General features: G+C 70.4%; 17 protein-coding genes. 5 read left to right on the top strand and 12 right to left on the bottom strand.

Features of this window, described 5'->3' with window-relative positions; all coding sequences use genetic code 11:
• Positions 1 to 45: 45 nt before the first annotated feature.
• Positions 46 to 711 carry a Type 1 glutamine amidotransferase-like domain-containing protein gene (locus JI751_RS13835; protein ID WP_201937699.1) on the bottom strand — a complete coding sequence of 222 codons (666 nt, stop codon included), beginning with the start codon at positions 709 to 711 and terminating at the stop codon, positions 46 to 48.
• Between the two features lie 123 nt (positions 712 to 834).
• Between JI751_RS13835 and JI751_RS13840 the strand changes: the two genes are divergently transcribed.
• Entirely contained in the window at positions 835 to 1,968 is a 1,134-nt protein-coding gene (locus JI751_RS13840; protein WP_201937701.1) for a sensor histidine kinase, read from the top strand.
• Here the strand turns inward: JI751_RS13840 and JI751_RS13845 are convergent.
• From JI751_RS13845 to JI751_RS13860, 4 genes are read right to left on the bottom strand one after another with little or no spacing between them, the layout of a single operon-like run.
• The gene (locus JI751_RS13845) at positions 1,957 to 3,159 is read right to left on the bottom strand and encodes an amidohydrolase (RefSeq protein ID WP_201937703.1); all 1,203 of its coding nucleotides are present in this window, start codon (positions 3,157 to 3,159) and stop codon (positions 1,957 to 1,959) included. The two genes, JI751_RS13840 and JI751_RS13845, sit on opposite strands and share 12 nt — an antisense overlap.
• A 12-nt stretch (positions 3,160 to 3,171) precedes the next feature.
• Positions 3,172 to 4,176 carry a methylmalonyl Co-A mutase-associated GTPase MeaB gene (gene meaB / locus JI751_RS13850; RefSeq protein WP_201937705.1) on the bottom strand — a complete coding sequence of 335 codons (1,005 nt, stop codon included), beginning with the start codon at positions 4,174 to 4,176 and terminating at the stop codon, positions 3,172 to 3,174.
• 7 nt (positions 4,177 to 4,183) lie between these two features.
• Positions 4,184 to 6,379, bottom strand: a complete 2,196-nt coding sequence (scpA, locus tag JI751_RS13855; RefSeq protein WP_201937712.1) for a methylmalonyl-CoA mutase — start codon at positions 6,377 to 6,379, stop codon at positions 4,184 to 4,186.
• A complete protein-coding gene (locus tag JI751_RS13860) occupies positions 6,376 to 8,208 on the bottom strand; it encodes a methylmalonyl-CoA mutase family protein (protein WP_201937714.1) in 1,833 nt (610 codons plus the stop codon). The genes scpA and JI751_RS13860 overlap by 4 nt, the downstream gene beginning before the upstream one ends.
• Before the next feature lie 93 nt (positions 8,209 to 8,301).
• Between JI751_RS13860 and JI751_RS13865 the strand changes: the two genes are divergently transcribed.
• Entirely contained in the window at positions 8,302 to 9,069 is a 768-nt protein-coding gene (locus tag JI751_RS13865; protein ID WP_201937716.1) for a DUF4328 domain-containing protein, read from the top strand.
• Between the two features lie 94 nt (positions 9,070 to 9,163).
• Here the strand turns inward: JI751_RS13865 and JI751_RS13870 are convergent, their stop codons facing one another.
• The 3 genes from JI751_RS13870 to sdhC are packed head-to-tail and all read right to left on the bottom strand — an operon-like array spanning position 9,164 to position 12,637.
• Positions 9,164 to 9,940, bottom strand: coding sequence for a succinate dehydrogenase/fumarate reductase iron-sulfur subunit (locus JI751_RS13870; protein ID WP_201937723.1), 777 nt, complete (start codon positions 9,938 to 9,940; stop codon positions 9,164 to 9,166).
• Positions 9,937 to 11,814 carry a fumarate reductase/succinate dehydrogenase flavoprotein subunit gene (locus tag JI751_RS13875; protein WP_236666259.1) on the bottom strand — a complete coding sequence of 626 codons (1,878 nt, stop codon included), beginning with the start codon at positions 11,812 to 11,814 and terminating at the stop codon, positions 9,937 to 9,939. The genes JI751_RS13870 and JI751_RS13875 overlap by 4 nt, the downstream gene beginning before the upstream one ends.
• A 1-nt stretch (position 11,815) precedes the next feature.
• On the bottom strand, positions 11,816 to 12,637 hold the full coding sequence (sdhC, locus tag JI751_RS13880) for a succinate dehydrogenase subunit SdhC (RefSeq protein WP_201937725.1): 822 nt from the start codon (positions 12,635 to 12,637) through the stop codon (positions 11,816 to 11,818).
• Positions 12,638 to 12,745: 108 nt separating this feature from the next.
• Here sdhC and JI751_RS13885 point away from each other — a divergent pair, with 108 nt between their 5' ends.
• From JI751_RS13885 to JI751_RS13895, 3 genes are read left to right on the top strand one after another with little or no spacing between them, the layout of a single operon-like run.
• Entirely contained in the window at positions 12,746 to 13,459 is a 714-nt protein-coding gene (locus JI751_RS13885; protein ID WP_307814226.1) for a succinate dehydrogenase cytochrome b subunit, read from the top strand.
• Between the two features lie 40 nt (positions 13,460 to 13,499).
• Complete coding sequence (locus tag JI751_RS13890; protein ID WP_201938672.1) at positions 13,500 to 15,521, top strand: fumarate reductase/succinate dehydrogenase flavoprotein subunit; 2,022 nt, start codon at positions 13,500 to 13,502, stop codon at positions 15,519 to 15,521.
• Positions 15,518 to 16,261, top strand: a complete 744-nt coding sequence (locus JI751_RS13895; RefSeq protein WP_201937733.1) for a succinate dehydrogenase/fumarate reductase iron-sulfur subunit — start codon at positions 15,518 to 15,520, stop codon at positions 16,259 to 16,261. The genes JI751_RS13890 and JI751_RS13895 overlap by 4 nt, the downstream gene beginning before the upstream one ends.
• Here JI751_RS13895 and JI751_RS13900 read toward each other — a convergent pair.
• The 4 genes from JI751_RS13900 to trpS all read right to left on the bottom strand — a co-directional run bounded on the left by JI751_RS13900 (position 16,245) and on the right by trpS (position 20,203).
• Positions 16,245 to 17,354 carry a hypothetical protein gene (locus JI751_RS13900; RefSeq protein ID WP_201937735.1) on the bottom strand — a complete coding sequence of 370 codons (1,110 nt, stop codon included), beginning with the start codon at positions 17,352 to 17,354 and terminating at the stop codon, positions 16,245 to 16,247. The two genes, JI751_RS13895 and JI751_RS13900, sit on opposite strands and share 17 nt — an antisense overlap.
• Positions 17,355 to 17,608: 254 nt before the next feature.
• Positions 17,609 to 18,664 carry a YihY/virulence factor BrkB family protein gene (locus tag JI751_RS13905; protein WP_201937744.1) on the bottom strand — a complete coding sequence of 352 codons (1,056 nt, stop codon included), beginning with the start codon at positions 18,662 to 18,664 and terminating at the stop codon, positions 17,609 to 17,611.
• The gene (locus tag JI751_RS13910; protein ID WP_201937745.1) at positions 18,664 to 19,173 is read right to left on the bottom strand and encodes a 2'-5' RNA ligase family protein; all 510 of its coding nucleotides are present in this window, start codon (positions 19,171 to 19,173) and stop codon (positions 18,664 to 18,666) included. Before JI751_RS13910 ends, JI751_RS13905 begins: the two co-directional genes overlap by 1 nt.
• A 10-nt stretch (positions 19,174 to 19,183) precedes the next feature.
• Positions 19,184 to 20,203 carry a tryptophan--tRNA ligase gene (gene trpS, locus JI751_RS13915; RefSeq protein WP_201937747.1) on the bottom strand — a complete coding sequence of 340 codons (1,020 nt, stop codon included), beginning with the start codon at positions 20,201 to 20,203 and terminating at the stop codon, positions 19,184 to 19,186.
• Positions 20,204 to 20,217 lie beyond the last annotated feature (14 nt).

Here is a 20,217-nt window from a genome sequence, read left to right on the forward strand (position 1 = left end):
AGAGGGCCCGGCGCAGCAGCGCCGGGCCCTGCTGCGTCCGCGGGCTCAGGCGAGCTGCTGCCAGGTCCCCTCGGAGACGACCTCGACCCGGCCGTCGACCACCACGATCGCGGTGTCGTCGTCGACGGCGTACGCCGGGAGCCCGAGGTCGGCGGCCCAGCGCTCGGCGTCGGCCAGGGTGTTCTCCGGCATCATCGGGTGGCCGACGTGCGGGTAGATCGAGAAGTCGACGACGCCCAGCGTCCGGTCGTCGGGCGCCTGCGTCCACGACACGAAGTCCGGGCCGATCCGCGGGGTCATGACCATGCTGCCCGCGCTGACGCCGACCCACACGGTGTCGAGCGCCGGCACGAGGTCGGCGAGGCCGGACTCGCGCATCCAGTGGGCGAGGTAGGTCGCGTCGCCGCCGTCGACGAGGAGCACGTCGGCCTCCCGCACCCAGGGCTCCCACCGCTCGCGGTCGATGGTCGACAGCGAGCTGACCTCGAGCAGTCCGACGGAGGCCCAGCCCATCGCCGTCATCGCCTGCCCCCGGCCCGGGGTGCCGGCCACGAAGGCTCGCGCACCCTGGGGGCCGCACCCCTGGTGCCCCCACTGGGCGGTCGGCACGCAGAGCGCGTGGCACTCGGCGATCGGCTTGCCGAGCAGCTCGAGCAGGGCCGCCTCGATGCTCGGGTTGGTGATGCCTCCTGAAGTGAGCAACAGCTTCACGTCTTCTCCTCGGGTTGCGGTGACACCACCATGACGTACGAGGTGGGCACGGATCGACAGGACGGCGGTCCCGACGTGGTCTACTGGCCCGTCGTCACCGGAGAACACTCGGAGGTCCCTCTCGTGAGCTCGTCACTTGGCGCGGACGCCCTGGCGCAGGCCGAGGAGCGCTACGCGTCGCTCTTCACCCACCACCCGCACGCGACGTACTCGGTCGACTGCCGCGGCTTCTACACCGACGCGAACCAGCGCGCGCTCGAGATGACCGGGCTGAGCCTGGAGGAGATGCGTCGTACGCACTTCGCCGACGTGATCCACCCTGACGACGTCCACCTGCTCCAAGCCGGCTTCGACCGCGCCCTCGCGGGCGTCCCCCAGGTCGTCGAGGCCCGGGTGCAACGGGTCGACGGAGGGATCGTCGACATCCGGTGCACAGCGATTCCGGTGCTCGTGGACGGCGAGGTGGTGGGCGTGCATGGCATCACCGAGGACACGACCGAGGAGCAGCGGGTGCTCCGCGACCTGCGGTCGGCGAACGCCGCGAAGACCCGGTTCCTCGCGACAGTGAGCCATGAGGTGCGTACGCCGCTCGCAGCGCTCATCGGAGCATCCGACCTGCTCATGGAGACCGACCTGGGCGACGAGCCCGCCCACTATGCGCAGGTCGTGCACCGCAACGCGGAGCGCCTGATGCGCCTGGCCCGGGACCTGCTGGACTTCTCCCAGCTGGAGGCCAGCCGGACCGTGCTCGAGCAGGGCCCTCTGCACGTGCGCGAGCTCGTCGAGGAGGTCGAGGCCTGGGCGGCACCGCTTGCCGAGGCGCGCGGCATCGAGCTCGTCGTCGAGGTCGACGCGAACGTCCCGACGACCGGGTGCGGAGACGGCCCGCGCATCGCCCAGGTGCTGCGGACCTTGGTGCACAACGCGATCAAGTTCACCGAGCACGGTCGGGTCGACGTGCGCGCGTCGTGCGCCGGCGCCGGCGACACCGCGACCACCTGGCTGTGCCTCGAGGTCGCCGACACCGGGATCGGCATCGACGACGAGCAGCTGCCGGTGCTCTTCGAGCCGTTCACCCAGGCCGACCCGCACGCGTCGGGCGATCGCCAGGGCAACGGGCTCGGCCTGGCCATCGCCAGCGAGCTCGCGGACCTGATGCACGGTCGGCTCGAGGTCGAGTCGACCATCGGCACAGGCAGCCGGTTCACCTTCGGCGTCCCCGTCGGGCTCGCGCCCGCCGAGGGGTCAGTCGGCTGACAGCGCGGTGACCGCGGCCTCGGCGAGCACCCGGGCGGCGATCGCCGTGGCGGCCTCATCGATGCGCAGGTTGCCCTGGTGGAGGTCGTACGTCGGTCCGCCTGGCGTGCGCGTGCCGAGGCGCGCCATCGCGCCGGGCACGGAGTCGAGGTACCAGCCGAAGTCCTCGCCACCGAGGCTCTGCAGGGTGGAGACGTGTCCGTGCGGACCGAGCACGCGCTCGAGGGCGGTGCCGAGCAGCTCGGTCGAGACCACGTGGTTGACGACCGGCGGCACGCCGCGCTGGTAGGTCACCTCCGCGGTGACGCTGTAGGGCGCGACGATCGACGTGATGAGCTGGCGGATCAGGTGCTCCGCGTCGGCCCACGCGACCGCGTCGAGCATCCGGACGGTGCCGGCGACGACGCCGCCGTGCGGGATCACGTTGGGGGCCGAGCCGGCGCGCACCATCCCCCAGACGACGCTGACGCCCGCGCGCGGGTCGAGGCGGCGGCTCAGGATGGCGGGCAGCTCGGTGATCACCTTGCCGAGCGCGAAGGTGAGGTCCTCGGTCAGGTGCGGACGCGACGTGTGGCCGCCCTTGCCGATGAGGCGGACGGTCAGTGCGTCGGCGGCACCGGTGAGCGGGCCCTCGCGCAGGCCGATGCGGCCGACGTCGAGGCTCGGGTCGCAGTGCAGGCCGAAGACGTGGGAGACGCCCTCCAGCGCACCGCTGGAGATGAGGTGGAGCGCGCCACCGGGCATGACCTCCTCGGCCGGCTGGAACAGCAGCCGCACCCGGCCCGGCAGCAGGCCGCGGGTGGCGACCTCGGCGAGCGCGAGGCCCGCGCCGACGAGGCCGGAGGTGTGGACGTCATGGCCGCACGCGTGCGCGACGCCCGGCACGGTGCTCTTCCACGGGTCGGAGACCAGGTCGTCGATCGGCAGCGCGTCGAGGTCGGCGCGCAGGGCGACCAGGTCGCCGCCGTGGCCGAGCTCGGCGAGCACTCCCCCGCCGTCGGGCCGCGTGATCGCCCAGCCGGCGCCCTCGAGGGCGGACACGACGAGGTCGGAGGTCCGGCTCTCGGCCCAGCTCAGCTCGGGGTGCGCGTGCAGGTCACGGCGCAAAGAAATGAGGTCGTCGGCGTGCTTGTCGACGACCTCCTGGATGACAGCTGTGGCAGGCGTGGGCTGGTTCACTGATGGGGGCATGACCGGCCCAGTCTAGGCCGTCCCGGAGTCGTAGGCCGCGAGAAGCCGATCCGCGGCCAGCGGCGCCGGGAGGTCCCCCGACAGCACGGCACGGCGTACGTCGTCACGCACAGCAGCGACGCCGGGCGAGGTCCGCAGCCGCTGGGCGAGCTCGTCGCGCACGAGCGCCCAGGTGAAGTCGAGCTGCTGCTCGGCACGCTTGTGGGCGAGCCCGTCGGCACCGAGGTGCTCGCGGTGCTGGCCGATGCGCGACCACACGTCGTCGATGCCCGCGCCCGTCAGCGCGGAGCAGGTGACGACCGGGGGCGCCCACTCGGCGTGACCCCGGACCAGGCGCAGCGCCCCGGCGAGCTCGCGCGCGGCCACCCGCGCCTCGCCCTCACGGTCCTCCCCTCCCTGACTGTCGGCCTTGTTGACGGCGACCACGTCGACGATCTCGAGGATCCCCTTCTTGATGCCCTGGAGCTGGTCGCCGGTGCGGGCGAGGGTGAGGAACAGGAAGGTGTCGACCATCCCGGCGACCGTCACCTCGGACTGGCCGACGCCCACCGTCTCGACGAGCACGACGTCGTGGCCGGCCGCCTCGAGCACCAGCATCGCCTGCGTGGTGGCCCGCGCGACGCCACCGAGGGTGCCCGCCGACGGCGACGGCCGGATGAAGGCACGCGGGTCGACCGACAGGGCGGCCATCCGGGTCTTGTCGCCCAGCACCGAGCCGCCGGTCCGGATTGACGACGGGTCCACGGCCAGCACCCCGACGCGGTGGCCGGCGGCGGTCAGCCGCGTGCCGAGGGCCTCGATGAAGGTCGACTTGCCGACACCCGGCACGCCCGAGATGCCGACGCGGGTGGCCGGGGGGAGCTCGAAGGACGCCAGCTCGGTCAGCAGCTCGCGCGCGGCGCCCCGGTGCTCGGCGCGCGAGGACTCGACCAGCGTGATGGCGCGCGAGACGTCCGCGCGGCGGCCGGAGCGGATGCCCTCGACCAGCGCGCCGACGTCGACCGGGCCGCGGGCCATCAGCGGCTCACTCGGAGCGCAGCCGGGCCAGCAGGTCGAGCGCCGACTCGGCGATCACGGTGCCCGGCAGGAAGACCGCCGCGGCGCCCATCTCCTTGAGCGTCGCGACGTCGTCGGGCGGGATGACGCCGCCGATGACGATCATGATGTCCGGACGGCCCTGGTCGGCCAGCGCCTGCTTGAGGGCGGGCAGCAGCGTCAGGTGCCCGGCCGCGAGCGAGGAGACCCCGACGATGTGCACGTCGGCGTCGATCGCCTGCTGGGCGACCTCCTCGGGCGTGGAGAACAGCGGCCCGACGTCGACGTCGAAGCCGAGGTCGGCGAAGGCGGTGACGACGACCTTCTGGCCGCGGTCGTGGCCGTCCTGGCCCATCTTGGCGACGAGGATGCGCGGGCGGCGTCCCTCCTCGGCCTCGAACTCCTCGGTCGCGGCGAGCACGGCCGCGACGGCGGAACCCTCGGCGGCGCCTGCCTCGTCGCGGTACACGCCGCTGATCGTACGGATCACGGCCTGGTGCCGGCCGTAGACCTTCTCCAGCGCGTCGGAGATCTCGCCGACCGTGGCCTTCGCCCGCGCCGCGTCGACCGCGAGCGCGAGCAGGTTGCCCTCGAGGGAGCCGCCGCCGACCGGTCCGCGCTCGGCCGACGCGGTCAGCGCGTCGAGCGCACGGCGTACGTCGTCGTCGTTGCGCTCGGCGCGCAGCCGCTCGAGCTTGGCGACCTGCTGCCGGTAGACGTCGTCGTTGTCCACGCGGAGCACGTCGAGCTTGTCCTCGGCGGCCAGGCGGAAGGTGTTGACGCCGATGACCTTCTGCGCGCCGGAGTCGATCCGCGCCTGGGTGCGGGCGGCCGCCTCCTCGATGCGCATCTTGGGGATGCCCTGCTCGATCGCAGCGGCCATGCCGCCGGCCCGCTCGGCCTCCTGGATGTGCGCCCACGCGCGCTCGGCGAGGTCGTGGGTGAGCTTCTCGACGTAGTAGGAGCCTGCCCAGGGGTCGATGATCTCGGTCGTGCCGCTCTCCTGCTGCAGCAGCAGCTGGGTGTTGCGGGCGATGCGGGCCGAGAAGTCGGTCGGCAGCGCGATCGCCTCGTCGAGGGCGTTGGTGTGCAACGACTGCGTGTGCCCCTGGGTCGATGCCATCGCCTCGATGCAGGTGCGGCCGACGTTGTTGAAGACGTCCTGCGCGGTCAGCGACCAGCCCGAGGTCTGGCTGTGCGTCCGCAACGACCGGGACTTCGGGTTCTGCGGGTCGAAGTCGTCGACCAGTCGCGCCCACAGCGCGCGGGCCGCGCGCATCTTGGCGACCTCCATGAAGAAGTTCATCCCGATGGCCCAGAAGAACGACAGTCGCGGCGCGAACTGGTCGATCGTCATGCCGGTCCCGAGGCCCGCGCGGATGTACTCGACACCGTCGGCGAGCGTGTAGGCCAGCTCGAGGTCGGCCGTCGCCCCGGCCTCCTGGATGTGGTAGCCGGAGATCGAGATGGAGTTGAAGCGCGGCATCTTCTGCGAGGTGAAGGCGAAGATGTCGCTGATGATCCGCATGCTCGGCGAGGGCGGGTAGATGTAGGTGTTGCGGACCATGAACTCCTTGAGGATGTCGTTCTGGATGGTCCCCGCGAGCTGCTCCGGCTTCACCCCCTGCTCCTCGGCCGCGGCGATGTAGAGCGCGAGCACCGGCAGCACCGCGCCGTTCATCGTCATCGACACCGACATCTCGTCGAGCGGGATGCCGTCGAAGAGGGTGCGGGTGTCGTAGATCGAGTCGATCGCCACGCCCGCCATGCCGACGTCGCCGCGCACGCGCGGGTGGTCGGAGTCGTAGCCGCGGTGGGTGGCGAGGTCGAACGCGACGCTCAGCCCCTTCTGCCCGGCGGCCAGGTTGCGGCGGTAGAACGCGTTGGACTCCTCCGCGGTCGAGAAGCCGGCGTACTGCCGGATCGTCCACGGCTGCGTCGTGTACATCGTCGGGTAGGGCCCCCGCAGGAACGGCGCGATCCCCGGCCAGGTGTCGAGGCCGTCGAGGCCCTCGAGGTGCTCGGGGCCGTAGACCGGGAGGATGTCGATGCCCTCCGGGCTCGCCCACGGCTCGCCGTCGACGGCGCCGGTCGCGGGGTGGCGGCCGGCGAGGTCCACCTCGGCGAAGTTCTTCGGGATGCCTGTGCTGAGGAGGTCGCTCTGCGACCGTCTCGAAGTGCTCATCGGGCGAGCTCCTCTCGGATCCGGGCCAGGAAGCCGAGCGCATCGACCCCCAGGGCACACGAGTCGTCCACGTCGGTGACGGTGCGCTCCCCCGGCTTGCCCGCCAGCACGACGTACGTCGCCCCTGCCGCGCGCAGGGCCGTGACGAGGTCGGCGCCCCACTCGGCGTACGCCGCGTCGGTGCCGGCGAGGCACACGACGGGCTGGCCGGCATAGGCGTCCGTCACCGCCTGCACGGAGTCGGTCGCCCCGGCGACCTCGACGGCCACGCCGCCGGCGGCGAACAGGTTGCTGGCGAAGGTGGCGCGCGCCGTGTGGGCGGAGATCGGGCCCATCGTCGCGAGGAAGACCGGTCGCTCGGCGGGCTCGGCCCGCATGTCCTCGTAGGGCGAGGCGTAGTGCACGACCTCGCCGTTGCGGCGCCACGGCTCGCGCTCGGGCAGCACCTCGTCGAGGTTCGGGAACTCCGAGATCCCGGTCAGCGGGCGCGAGCGGTCCGCGATGCCGGCGTCCCGCTTCGCACGCACCTCGTCGACCCGTGCGCGCACCGCCTCGGCCGCCATCGACCCGATGCCGCCGTCGGACTCGATCCGGCCGAGCTCTGTCCACCCGGCGACGGCGAGGTCGTCGGTGAGCTTCTCCACGGCGTAGGAGCCGCCGGCCGGGTCGGTCACCGTCGCGACGTGCGACTCCTCGATGAGGAGCGAGGAGGTGTTGCGGGCGATGCGCCGGCCGAACGCATCGGGCTGGCCGAGCCGCTCGTCGAACGGGACCACCGTCAGCGCGTCGGCACCGCCGACGCCGGCCGCGAACGCTGCGACCGTGCCGCGGAGCATGTTGACCCAGGGGTCGTGCTTGCCCATCATCGCCCGGCTGGTGATGACGTGCTGGCGCTGCGGGACGTCCGTGCCGCCGCTGGCCTCGAGCACGCGCGCCCAGAGTCGGCGCGCAGCACGCAGCTTCGCGATCGTCGGGAACTGCTCGTCGGTGGCGGCGTAGCGGAACTCCAGGAGACCGGCGGCCTCGTCGACGGTGAGGCCGGCGTCGGTGAGCTCGCGGAGGTAGTGCACGCCCACGGCCATCGTCCAGCCGAGCTCCTGGGCGTCGCTCGCCCCGAGGTCGTGCAGGACGGTGCCGTCGACGACCGCACCCAGCACGCCGAGCGCCTGGGCGCGGCGGACGGTGTCGACGAAGGACTCGGCCAGCGTCGGCTCACCCTCCCGGACGCCTTCGCCGATCAGCAGCGCGGTCGCTGGGTCGGCCGACAGGTTGTGGTGGGGGTGCGGGTCCGCGGGCGAGTCCTCGAGGAGCCGGGCCAGCGCCTCCGACCGGTGCGTCGTGGGCCGATCGAGCGTGACGGGCGCCAGGTCGAGCAGGACGCCGCGCAGGACCCGGCCGAGGTCCGCATCACCAGCGATGAGATCGAGGTGCAGCGACGTGGCGCCGGTGTCGAGGTCCGCCAGGGCCGCCTCGTTCATCGCGGCCGCGTCGGCGCCGACGAGCGACGTACGCACGTCCCAGGAGCCGACGCGCTGCGGGCGCCCGCTCGTGGCGAGGCCGTCGAGGTCGGACCGCTGGCCGATCGGCGCCACCTCGATGCCGTCGAGGGTGGTGCGGGTCAGCGCGGCCCAGACGTCGGAGTCGGGCGCGTCCTCGCCCAGCCGGCGAGCCTTGCGCAGCACCGCGGCGGTCGCCGCCTCCCAGGCCGCGACGTCGTAGGTGTCGTGGTCGCCGACCAGCCGCAGCGAGCCCTCGGCGGGCTGCAGGTCGTCGGGCTCGTCGAGGCCACCGGCGAGCTCGGGATCCGGGGCAGCATCCGGGTTGGTCATACGCCGAACGATAGGGCGCGGCCCCGGCGGTGGGCAGGGCCGGACCTATGGCATTCGTCTCACGACGACCTCCCGGAGCACTACTGTCACCGCATGACCGTCTCGGGGGAGGGTTGGTACGCCGACCCGCAGGATCCGGCCCGGCTCCGCTGGTGGGACGGGTCCGCGTGGACCATGCACACGCACGACCCGGGGACGACGCCGGGCACGCACCACGCTCCCCTGCCGCGCTGGTGGGGCGGGCTGGGCGCCGCACTCCAGGCCGGGCTGCTGGTCAACCTGGCGATGTCCCTCTACGTCATCTACGTCGACCGCGAGATCCTCGCGTTCGTCGAGGAGCTGCGGCTGCGACCCGACGGCGTGACCGATGCCGACGGCCTGCGCATCGACCGGCTGCTGCTGTGGTCCGCGCTCGAGTGGGTGCCGTGGGTCGGCACCGGGATCCTCTTCATCGTCTGGACCTACACCGCCCACCACAGCGCGCGGATGGACCGCTCCGTGATGCGCCACGGCTCGGGATGGGCGATCGGGGGGTGGTTCGTCCCGCTGCTGAACTTCTGGCGCCCGCTCCAGGTGGTGCTCGACATCCGTCGCGGCGCCACGGGCGACGAGGAGCTGCCGGTCACCCGCACCCTCGGCTGGTGGTGGGTGACCTTCCTGGTGTCGTACGCCACCTCGATGATCGCCGGCTTCCACTACCGCGCCTCCGAGTCGGACGACGAGGGCGGCCAGCTCCTCGACCACTTCGCCGGCGCCGCCACGTGGGAGCAGTGGTCGAGCGTCATCAACATCGTCTGCGCCGTGCTGGCCGTACGCGTCGTGAGCGAGGTCAGGTCGCTCGTCCGGGCCGAGCCGACCTGAGCCTCACACCTCGGTGCGGCCGTCGTTGTCCTTGTTTCCCAACCCGGTGGTGGAGTCCGATCTTGTTGCCCGGCCACACGATCGGGTCTGAGCCTCACACCTCAGTGCGGCCGTCGTTGTCCTTGTTGCGGATGCCGATCTTGTTGCCCAGCCACACGAGCGGGTCGAACTTCTTGTCCACCACGCGCTCCTTCATCGGGATGATCGCGTTGTCGGTGATGTGGATCCCCTCGGGGCACACCTCGGTGCAGCACTTGGTGATGTTGCACATCCCGAGGCCAGCGGCGCCCTGGGCCAGCTCACGCCGGTCGTGGGTGTCGAGGGGGTGCATGTCGAGCTCGGCGTAGCGCAGGAAGAAGCGCGGGCCCGCGAAGGCCTCCTTGTTGTCCTCGTGGTCGCGCACGACGTGGCAGACGTTCTGGCACAGGAAGCACTCGATGCACTTGCGGAACTCCTGGCCCCGCTCGACGTCGACCTGGGCCATCCGCCGCTTGCCGTCGGCGTCGCGCGGCGGCGGCGCGAACGACGGCAGCTCCTTGGCCTTCTCGTAGTTGAAGGAGACGTCGGTGACGAGGTCCCGGATCACCGGGAAGGTCCGCATCGGCGTGACCGTGATCGTCTCGTCCTCCTCGAAGTCCGAGAGGCGGCACATGCACATCAGGCGCGGTCGGCCGTTGACCTCGGCGCTGCACGAGCCGCACTTGCCCGCCTTGCAGTTCCAGCGCACGGCGAGGTCGCCGGCCTGGGTGGCCTGCACGCGGTGGATGGCGTCGAGCACGACCTCGCCCTCGGACACCTCGACCGGGAAGTCCTCGACGGCGCCGCCGTCCTTGTCGCCCCGCCAGATCCGCAGCTTGAGTGTGTAGCTCATGCGAAGTACCCCTTCAGCTCCTCGGGCATCTCGGGCAACGGCTTCTCGTGGAGGTCGACACCCGTGCCCGCCTCGTTGAGGTTCACGACCAGGTTCTTGGTGCCCCACTCGTCGTCCGGGCCGGGGAAGTCGTCGCGGGTGTGGCCGCCGCGCGACTCCTCACGGGCGAGCGCTGCCTTCGCGATGCACTCCGAGACGATCAGCATGTTGCGCAGGTCGAGCGCGAGGTGCCAGCCGGGGTTGTACTGCCGGTGCCCCTCCACGACCATCGTCTGCGCCCGCACCTTGAAGGCCTCGATCTCGCTCAGCGACTCCTCGAGCTCCGAGCGCGTGCGGATGATGCCGACGAGGTCGTTCATCGACTGCTGGAGGTCGGACTGGATCGTGTACGGGTTCTCCCCGCCCTCGACCTCGAACGGCGCGAGCGCGCTCGTCTGCGCTGCCTTCACGTCGGCCTCGTCGACCCTCGGGCGGCGGTCCCCCAGCGAGTCGGCGTACGACGAGGCGTGCTCGCCTGCCCGCTTGCCGAAGACCAGCAGGTCGCCGAGCGAGTTGCCGCCCAGCCGGTTGGAGCCGTGCATGCCGCCCGAGCACTCACCGACGGCGTAGAGCCCGGTGACGGCGCTCTCCTGGGTGTCGGCGTCGACCTCGACGCCGCCCATCACGTAGTGGCAGGTCGGACCGATCTCCATCGGCTCCGCCGTGATGTCGACGTCGGCGAGCTCCTTGAACTGGTGGTACATCGACGGCAGCCGCTTGCGGATGAACTCGGGCGTACGACGTGAGGCGATGTCGAGGTAGATCCCGCCGTGCGGCGTCCCGCGGCCGGCCTTGATCTCCGAGTTGATCGCGCGGGCGACCTCGTCACGCGGCAGCAGCTCGGGTGGGCGCCGGTTGTTCTTCTTGTCGTCGTACCAGGCGTCGGCCTCCTCGACCGTGTCGGCCGTCTCCGCCTTGAAGAACTCCGGGATGTAGTCGAACATGAAGCGCTTGCCCTCGGAGTTCTTCAGGATGCCGCCGTCGCCGCGCACCGACTCCGTCACGAGCAGCCCCTTCACCGAGGGCGGCCAGACCATGCCGGTCGGGTGGAACTGGACGAACTCCATGTTGATCAGGCTCGCGCCGGCGCGCATCGCGAGGGCGTGGCCGTCGCCGGTGTACTCCCACGAGTTCGAGGTGACCTTGAAGGACTTGCCGATCCCGCCGGTCGCGAGGATCACCGACGGGGCGTCGAAGACGATGAAGCGCCCCGACTCGCGCCAGTAGGCGAACGCCCCGGCGATGGCGTCGCCGTCCTTGAACAGGTCGGTGACGGTGCACTCCATGAAGACGTCGATGCCGAGCGCCACCGCGCGCTGCTGGAGCGTGCGGATCATCTCCAGGCCGGTGCGGTCGCCGACGTGCGCCAGCCGGGCGTACTTGTGGCCGCCGAAGTCGCGCTGGCTGATCAGCCCGTCGTCGGTGCGGTCGAACAGCGCACCCCAGTCCTCGAGCTCCTGCACCCGCTCGGGTGCCTCCTGGGCGTGCAGCTGGGCCATCCGCCAGTTGTTGAGCATCTTCCCGCCGCGCATGGTGTCGCGGAAGTGGACCTCCCAGTTGTCCTCCGGCCACCGGTTGCCCATCGCCGCGGCGATGCCGCCCTCGGCCATCACGGTGTGGGCCTTGCCGAGCAGCGACTTGCACACGATCGCCGTACGCGCACCCGACTCGTGGGCCGCGATCGCCGCGCGCAGGCCGGCGCCGCCGGCCCCGATCACGACGACGTCGTAGGTGTGGCGCTCCATCCCGCCCCGGGCGTCACCGGACAGGGCGTTGCCGGTCATCGGGTGCCGGCCCTCAGCGGGGCCCAGGTCGGTCGGTGTCGTCTCGGACATGTCAGAAGAACCTCACGTCTTGGATGGTTCCGGTGGCGAGCAGGAAGACGTACAGGTCGACGAGGGCGACCGAGAACAGCGAGTACCACGCCCACCGGCCGTGGCTGGTGTTCAACCTCGAGACCCAGGTCCACAGCCGGTAGCGGACCGGGTGCTTCGAGAAGTGCCGCAGCCGACCGCCGACGACGTGGCGGCACGAGTGGCACGAGAGCGTGTAGAGCCAGATGAAGACGACGTTGGCGATCATCAGCAGCGTGCCGAGGCCCATGTGGACGCCGCTGGTCTCGCCGTCGCCCACGGCGTACTCCGCCGGCATCGGCCGGAAGGCCAGGAGGACGTCGTAGGTCAGCACCAGGCCGACGAGCACGGCGGCGTACCAGAAGTAGCGGTGCACGTTCTGCAGGACCAGCGGGAAGCGGGTCTCACCGGAGTAAGCGCTGTGCGGCTCGGCGACGCCGCACGCGGGCGGGCTCAGCCAGAACGCCCGGTAGTAGGACTTGCGGTAGTAGTAGCAGGTCATCCGGAAGCCCAGCGGGAAGATCAGGATGATCAGCGCGGCCGAGAGCGGCCACCAGCCGAACGGCTGCCCGAAGTCGGACGCTCCCTCGACGCAGTCGCCGAGGCAGGGCGAGTAGAACGGTGAGAGGTAGGGCGAGGCGTAGTAGTCGCGACCCATGAACGCGCGCACCGTCGCGTAGACGACGAAGGCCGAGAACACCACGAAGGTCGTCAGTGGCTGGAGCCACCACCGGTCCTCGCGCAGCGTGCGTGCCTCGATGTGCGCCCGGCCCGGACTGGTCACCCCGTGATCCGTCGTTGCCATGCCCGGCACTATGTCTTGTGTCACACCTGAGCGGAAGACAACGCGCCCACGAAAACCTCACACCGCCTCGGCGCGTCGCGCGCGAGGACGCCGCGATACCGTGAACAGGTGGCAACAACGACCAAGACCCCCACCCTCGTGAAGGGCGCCCGTGCCTCGCGCACGACGATCGCCCTCAAGCTGGGCATGGCGATCAGCGGCATCATCTTCCTCGGGTTCGTGCTCGCGCACATGTACGGCAACCTGAAGGCGTTCGCCGGGCATGACGCCTTCAACGAGTACGCCGAGCACCTCCGCGAGATCGGCGAGCCGATGCTGCCCCACGAGGGCCTGCTCTGGATCCTCCGCGTCGGCCTGATCGCGGCGCTCGTCGTGCACGTCTACTGCGCCGTCGTGCTGTGGCGCCGGGCGGCCCGTGCCCGCGGCACCAAGTACGTCACGAAGAAGCAGACGGGTGCCACTCGCGCCAGCCTGATGATGCGCTGGGGCGGTGTGACGATCCTGCTCTTCCTCGTCTGGCACCTGCTCAACTTCACGATCGGCAAGGTCAACGTGCAGGGCGGGGCGACCAACGACCCCTACAACCTGCTCGTCGACACGTTCGACGTCTGGTGGCTGACGCTGATCTACCTCGTCGCGATGCTCGCCCTCGGCGCCCACCTGCACCACGGCATCTGGAGCGCCGCCCAGACCCTCGGCTGGACCGGCACCGCGGCCAAGCGCCAGCGGGCCAAGACGGTCGGCTTCGTCGTCGCGCTGATCGTCACGGTCGGCTTCTCCCTCGTCCCTCTCGGCGTCCTCGCCGGCATCATCACCAAGTAAGGGGTCTCTGCACGTGAGTCACAGCAGTCACGACATGGACATGCCCGACACCGTCACCGCGGCGGAGGCCTCGCACTCCGGATTCCTCGACGGGGACTACGACGACGCGGCCGGCTACTACACGCCGGGTGCGCCGCTCGTCGACTCCAAGGCACCGGACGGTCCGATCTCGGAGCGCTGGCAGAACCGCAAGTTCGAGGCCCGCCTGGTCAACCCGGCCAACCGTCGCAAGCTCTCGATCATCATCGTCGGCACCGGCCTGGCCGGCGCCTCGGCCGCGGCGACCCTCGGCGAGGCCGGCTACCGCGTGAAGTCGTTCTGCTACCAGGACTCCCCGCGCCGCGCCCACTCGATCGCGGCCCAGGGCGGCATCAACGCCGCGAAGAACTACAAGGAGGACGGCGACTCCGTCCACCGCCTCTTCTACGACACGGTCAAGGGCGGCGACTACCGCTCGCGCGAGTCCAACGTCTACCGCCTGGCCGAGGTCAGCACCAACATCATCGACCAGTGCGTCGCGCAGGGCGTCCCGTTCGCCCGTGAGTACGGCGGCCTGCTCGACAACCGCTCCTTCGGTGGCGTCCAGGTGTCCCGCACCTTCTACGCGCGCGGCCAGACCGGCCAGCAGCTGCTGATCGGTGCCTACCAGGCGCTCGAGCGCCAGGTCGCGGCCGGCACCGTGTCGATGTACACCCGGCACGAGATGCTCGAGCTCATCACGATCGACGGCAAGGCGCGCGGCATCATCGCCCGCGACATGGTCACCGGCGAGATCGAGACCCACCTCGCCGACGTCGTGGTGCTCGCCTCCGGCGGCTACGGCAACGTCTTCTACCTCTCGACCAACGCGATGGGCTGCAACGTCACCGCCGCGTGGCGCGCGCACCGCAAGGGCGCCTACATGGCCAACCCCTGCTTCACGCAGATCCACCCGACCTGCATCCCGGTCTCCGGCGAGCACCAGTCCAAGCTGACGCTGATGTCGGAGTCGCTGCGCAACGACGGCCGGATCTGGGTGCCGAAGAACCAGGCCGACTGCGAGAAGGACCCGCGCGACATCCCCGAGGAGGACCGCGACTACTTCCTGGAGCGGATCTACCCCTCCTTCGGCAACCTGGTCCCGCGCGACATCGCGTCGCGGGCGGCCAAGAACATGTGCGACGAGGGTCGCGGCGTCGGCCCCGAGGTGGAGGGCGTACGCCGTGGCGTCTACCTCGACTTCGCGGCTGCCATCGAGCGGCTCGGCCGCGACGGCGTGGAGGAGAAGTACGACAACCTCCTCGACATGTACGAGCGGATCACGGGCGAGAACCCCTACGAGGTCCCGATGCGGATCTACCCCGCCGTGCACTACGTCATGGGCGGCCTGTGGGTCGACTACGACCTCCAGTCGACGATCCCCGGCCTGTTCGTGACCGGTGAGGCGAACTTCTCCGACCACGGCGCCAACCGCCTCGGCGCCTCGGCGCTGATGCAGGGGCTGGCCGACGGCTACTTCGTGCTCCCCCACACCATCCGCGACTACCTCGCGGACGGGCCGTTCGAGGAGATCGCCGAGGACCACCCGGCCGTCGTCGAGGCGCGCGAGTCCGTCAAGGGCCGCATCGACCACTTCCTGTCCGTCAACGGCACCCGCAGCGTCGACTCGTACCACCGCGAGCTCGGCAACATCATGTGGGAGTACTGCGGCATGGAGCGCACCGAGACCGGCCTCAAGAAGGCGATCGACCTGATCCGCGGGCTGAAGGACGACTTCTACCGCAACGTGAAGGTCCTCGGCAGCGCGGAGACGCTCAACCAGTCGCTCGAGAAGGCCGGCCGCGTGGCCGACTTCTTCGAGCTCGGCGAGCTGATGTGCATCGACGCCCTCAACCGCCGCGAGTCCTGCGGCGGCCACTTCCGCGGAGAGTCGCAGACCGAGGACGGCGAGGCGATGCGCCACGACGAGGAGTACGCCTACGTCGCCGCCTGGGAGTGGGCCGGCGAGGACTCGATCCCCGTCCTGCACAAGGAAGACCTCGTCTACACCGCCATCGAGATGAAGCAGCGGAGCTACAAGTGAAACTGACCCTGAAGATCTGGCGCCAGGCCGGTCCGACCGACAAGGGCGCCATCCACACCTACCAGCTCGACGACGTCTCCCCCGACATGTCGTTCCTCGAGATGCTCGACGTGCTCAACGAGCAGCTCAACGCCGAGGGTGAGGAGCCGATCGCGTTCGACTCGGACTGTCGCGAGGGCATCTGCGGCATGTGCGGGCTGATGATCAACGGCGACGCGCACGGTCCGGAGGTCACCACGACCTGCCAGCTCCACATGCGCTCGTTCAGCGACGGCGAGACGATCACCATCGAGCCGTGGCGCTCCGAGGCGTTCCCGGTCCTCAAGGACCTCGTGGTCGACCGCAGCGCCTTCGACCGGATCATCCAGCAGGGCGGCTACATCTCGGTCAACACCGGGTCGGCCCCGGAGGCCCACTCCGTGCCCGTGCCGCGTGACGACGCCATGCGCGCCTTCAACGTCGCCACCTGCATCGGCTGCGGCGCCTGCGTCGCGGCCTGCCCCAACGGGTCGGCCTCGCTGTTCATGGGTGCCAAGATCACCCACCTCGGCGAGCTCCCGCAGGGCCAGCCCGAGCGCGACAGCCGCGTCGTCAACATGGTCGCCCAGCACGACGCCGAGGGCTTCGGTGGCTGCACCAACATCGGCGCCTGCACCGCGGCCTGCCCCAAGGAGATCCCGCTCGACGTGATCTCCCAGCTCAACAAGGACCTGCGGACCGCGATCAAGCACGGTCACTGAGTCCTGCTCCCCGCTCGAGCGGTGGTCCAGCCACACTCCTGGGCTCAGGAACGTGGGTGGACCACCGCTCGTCAGCGTGTCGGCCGGCGACACCCCCATTGACGGTGGTCCAGCCACATTCGACGTCGCACACATGTGGCTCCGCCACCGCTCGAGCCGCGCGCACCGGGCGTACGACGTCCGCGACCGGTCGGAACAGGTCGTCCCACTGCTTCCCGAAGTCCGGAGGCGGGCCGTCGTATCCGCAGTCGACCAGCGCCCGGTGGACCAGGCGCACGGTGGCCTTCGGTGACCGCATCCGCTCCTTGGTGATCTGCGCGTAGGGCACGCCATGCCGGCGGTAGAGGGCGTAGCGGTCGATGTCGGCGACGTACTGCCCACGGTCGTCCTGGTGCTGGCCACCTTCGTACTCGACGACCTGCTGGTACTGCCCGAACCGGAAGTCGGGCGTCAGCTCGATCCCGGGCGCCACCTCGAGTGCGACGTTGACCTCGGGCATCGGCAGCCCGGCGAAGACGAAGAGCGCCAACAGCTCCGCCTCGGTCATCGACCTGCACCGGTCGTCGAGGAACGGCAGGACGTACGACGTCTCGACCACACCCCGGCGCCACTTCTCCTCGGTCAGGATCTGGTCGAGGAGGTCGAGGTCGAGCCGCTCCTTGTGGAGCAGCACGCACCCCATCTTGATCGCGTCGATCAGGCGCGCCTCCGCGCAGAACGCGACGAAGGCGGCCTCGGTGCTCACCGCCTCGTCGCCGTTCGGCGGCATCTTCACGGTGCGGTGCAGGAACACGCCCTCGAGCTCGAGGTGGAGGTCGCCCTCCACGACGAAATGCAGCGGCCACTCGCTGCCCAGCGCGAACCCGAGCTGGCGCAGACGGGTCGTCCCGGTCGTACGCGCCGACTCCGGCAGCGCCAACCGCGCTGCCGCGACGTGGTCTTCCCACGTCATCTCGTGGTCGCGGTGGACGTAGACCCCCTTGTGCAGCCGCCGGAACCGCACTCCTTCCAGCACCCGAGCAGGAACGCCCGCGTCGAGGGCGTCCAGCCGTCCGAACGGCCGGTGGAGGAAGTCGTCGGGGATCCTGAACATCTGACCATCGCCGCACGTCGGCGAGCACTCCCTCTCGTACGACCGCAGAGACCTGTGGACAGGCAGTTCTCAGGCTTGGCTGTGGACGTCTCCTGGCGTACGCGGTGAGCGGTGGTCCACCCACATTCGGCGACATGAGAATGTGGCTCCACCACCGTTCGAGGGCGTGTCCGACTCAGACACACCCGTGGGCGGTGGTCCACCCACATTCGATCGCACGAAAATGTGGCTCCACCACCGCGCGAGCGGGCAGGTCAGCGGCGGCGGCGGACGACCGCGACCACCCCGAGCATGGCGGCCGCACCGGCGGCGAAGGCCGCCTTCGGGGAGGAGGCCGGGGCGGCAGGGGGTACGACGGTCCCGGTGGAGGCGGCAGCGGCGAGGTCGATCCGCGGACCCTCGACGGTCTGCTCGGCGACGGTACGGGCCTCGCGCGCGGCGCGGGCCGCGGGCGAGGTGTGCGCCCAGGCGGCGGCGTACACGACCACGCGGGAGAAGTAGTTGATCCAGACCAGGAGGATCAGCGCGATGCCGAAGGCCTGGAAGGCGTCGGAGTTGGCGGTGGACTTCAGAAGCAGCGTCGAGACCTGCTTGAGGACCTCGAACGCGATCGCGCCGAGCAGGGCTCCCGACCAGAGGGAACGCGTGGGGACGTCGGGCTCGGCGAGGAGGCGGAAGAAGGCGAAGAAGAGGACGGTGTTCGCTGCCATGCCGACGGCGATCGCCAGCACCACGAGCAGCACCGCGCCGACGGGCCCGAGGTGCAGCAGGTCGAGGATCGGGGTGAGCACCTTGGTCGCGACGCCCGACACGGCGACGCTGAACACCAGCACCGAGCCGAGGGACAGCAGGGCGAGCACGTCGCGGATCTTGCCCGCCACGAAGCCCGGTCGGTCCCGCTCGGGCTCCTCGAACACCGCGATCAGCGCCTGACGCATGCCCGACAGCCAACCGAGGCCGGAGTAGAGCGCGAGCAGGAGGCCGACGCTGAAGATGCCGGGCGCGGCGCCCTGGAGGGTCTCGAGGGAGATCCCGTCCTCACCACCGATGAGGTTGGGCAGCACCGAGTTCGCGGCGTCCAGGAGCGTGTCCTGCGCGTTCTTGTAGACCTTCGTCACCTGGCCGAAGATCGCGAAGGCCAGAGCGAGGATCGGGAAGAAGGACAGGAACGCGAAGTACGTCACCGCAGCGGCGAGCGCACTGCCGTTGACGTTGCCGTAGTGCTCGACCATCCGGACGACGTGGTCGATGAAGGGCCGGTGCTCGCGCACCTCCTGGATCCGCGCCTTCACGCCCGAGAGGAACGCCATCAGCCGAGCTCGAACTCGTGCGTCGGGACCCAGCCCTCGGTCTCGTCATGGACGTAGAGGCTGAACGCCGAGGCGTCGAAGGAGCACTCGAAACCCTGGAGCTCGCCGAAGGCCCGGTCGAGCGTCTCGTCGTCGAGGTGGTGCGCGATCGTCACGTGCGGGTGGTAGGGGAAGTGCAGGTCGACGTCGAGCGGCCCGGTGCGTACGGCGTCGGCGAGCAGCTCGCACGACGAGATGCCCTCGGCCACCGTCACGAAGACGACGGGTGAGATCGGCCGGAACGTGCCGGTGCCGCGCAGGTGGATGTCGAACGGCTCGACCGCGGCTGCGGCCGACGCGAGGTGCTCGGCCACCGGCGCGATGTCGTCGACGTCGAGCTCGGTCGGCGGGATCAGCGTGATGTGCGTCGGGATCTGCGCGGCCGTCGTGTCCCCGATGGACGTGCGGTAGTCCTGCAGCTCGCTCGCCCAGGGTTCGGGGATCGCGATGGCTACTCCGATGGTGGGCACGCCTACGACCCTAGCCGCCGGCTCGCGGCAGGAATCCCACCCGTTCGTACACGTCTCGCAACGTGGCCTCCGACACCTCGGTCGCCCGGTCGGCGCCCGCGGCCAGGATCGTCTCCAGCTCGGACCGGTCCTCGAGGAGGTCGTGCACGCGGTTGCGGAACGGCGTCACGAAGTCGACGACGACCTGCGCGACCTCGGCCTTGAGGTCGCCGTAGCCCTTGCCCTCGAAGGACGCGACGAGGTCGTCGATCTTGGCCCCGCTCAGCGCGGCGTGGATGTTGAGCAGGTTGGAGACACCGCGCTTGTTCTCGAGGTCGAAGCGGATCTCGGTCTCGGAGTCGGTGACGGCCGAGCGGATCTTCTTCGCGGAGGCCTTCGGGTCGTCCAGCAGCCAGATGCACCCGTTGCCGCCGATGCTCTTGGACATCTGCTTCTCGGGGAGCTGGAGGTCGTAGATCTTGGCGGTGCTCTCCAGGATGTAGGGCTCCGGGACGCGGAAGGTCTTCTTGAAGCGCTTGTTGAAGCGCTGCGCGAGGTCGCGGGTGAGCTCGAGGTGCTGGCGCTGGTCCTCGCCGACCGGGACGTACTGCGGGCGGTAGAGCAGGATGTCGGCGGCCTGGAGGATCGGGTAGGTGAAGAGACCGACGCTCGCGGCTCCCTCGCCACCCTTGGCCGACTTGTCCTTGAACTGCGTCATCCGGCGCGCCTCGCCGAAGCCGGTGAGGCACTCCAGCACCCACGACGCCTGCGTGTGCGCGGGCACCTGGCTCTGCACGAAGATCGTCGCCCGGTCCGGGTCGACGCCGGCCGCGAGGAGCTGGGCGACCGAGACGAGGGTGCGCTCGCGCAGCAGCTTCGGGTCGTGCGGCATCGTGATCGAGTGCAGGTCCGCGATGAAGAAGAACGGATCGAAGTCCTCCTGCAACGCCACCCACTGCTTCAGCGCGCCCAGGAAGTTGCCGAGGTGGAACGAGTCGGCGGTGGGCTGGATGCCGGAGAGCACCCGGGGCCGGGCGGTGGGGGCGGACATGCGCGCGATTGTGC

The organism is Nocardioides baculatus, assembly GCF_016735675.1.
Classification (GTDB): domain Bacteria; phylum Actinomycetota; class Actinomycetes; order Propionibacteriales; family Nocardioidaceae; genus Nocardioides; species Nocardioides baculatus.

Bases quoted from the DNA above. Each gene is read 5' to 3' on its own strand.
- JI751_RS13845 (WP_201937703.1), bottom strand. From the start codon at position 3,159: ATGCCCCCATCAGTGAACCAGCCCACGCCTGCCACAGCTGTCATCCAG.
- meaB (WP_201937705.1), bottom strand. From the start codon at position 4,176: ATGGCCCGCGGCCCGGTCGACGTCGGCGCGCTGGTCGAGGGCATCCGC.
- scpA (WP_201937712.1), bottom strand. From the start codon at position 6,379: ATGAGCACTTCGAGACGGTCGCAGAGCGACCTCCTCAGCACAGGCATC.
- JI751_RS13860 (WP_201937714.1), bottom strand. From the start codon at position 8,208: ATGACCAACCCGGATGCTGCCCCGGATCCCGAGCTCGCCGGTGGCCTC.
- JI751_RS13865 (WP_201937716.1), top strand. From the start codon at position 8,302: ATGACCGTCTCGGGGGAGGGTTGGTACGCCGACCCGCAGGATCCGGCC.
- JI751_RS13870 (WP_201937723.1), bottom strand. From the start codon at position 9,940: ATGAGCTACACACTCAAGCTGCGGATCTGGCGGGGCGACAAGGACGGC.
- JI751_RS13875 (WP_236666259.1), bottom strand. From the start codon at position 11,814: ATGTCCGAGACGACACCGACCGACCTGGGCCCCGCTGAGGGCCGGCAC.
- sdhC (WP_201937725.1), bottom strand. From the start codon at position 12,637: ATGGCAACGACGGATCACGGGGTGACCAGTCCGGGCCGGGCGCACATC.
- JI751_RS13890 (WP_201938672.1), top strand. From the start codon at position 13,500: ATGCCCGACACCGTCACCGCGGCGGAGGCCTCGCACTCCGGATTCCTC.
- JI751_RS13900 (WP_201937735.1), bottom strand. From the start codon at position 17,354: ATGTTCAGGATCCCCGACGACTTCCTCCACCGGCCGTTCGGACGGCTG.
- JI751_RS13905 (WP_201937744.1), bottom strand. From the start codon at position 18,664: ATGGCGTTCCTCTCGGGCGTGAAGGCGCGGATCCAGGAGGTGCGCGAG.
- trpS (WP_201937747.1), bottom strand. From the start codon at position 20,203: ATGTCCGCCCCCACCGCCCGGCCCCGGGTGCTCTCCGGCATCCAGCCC.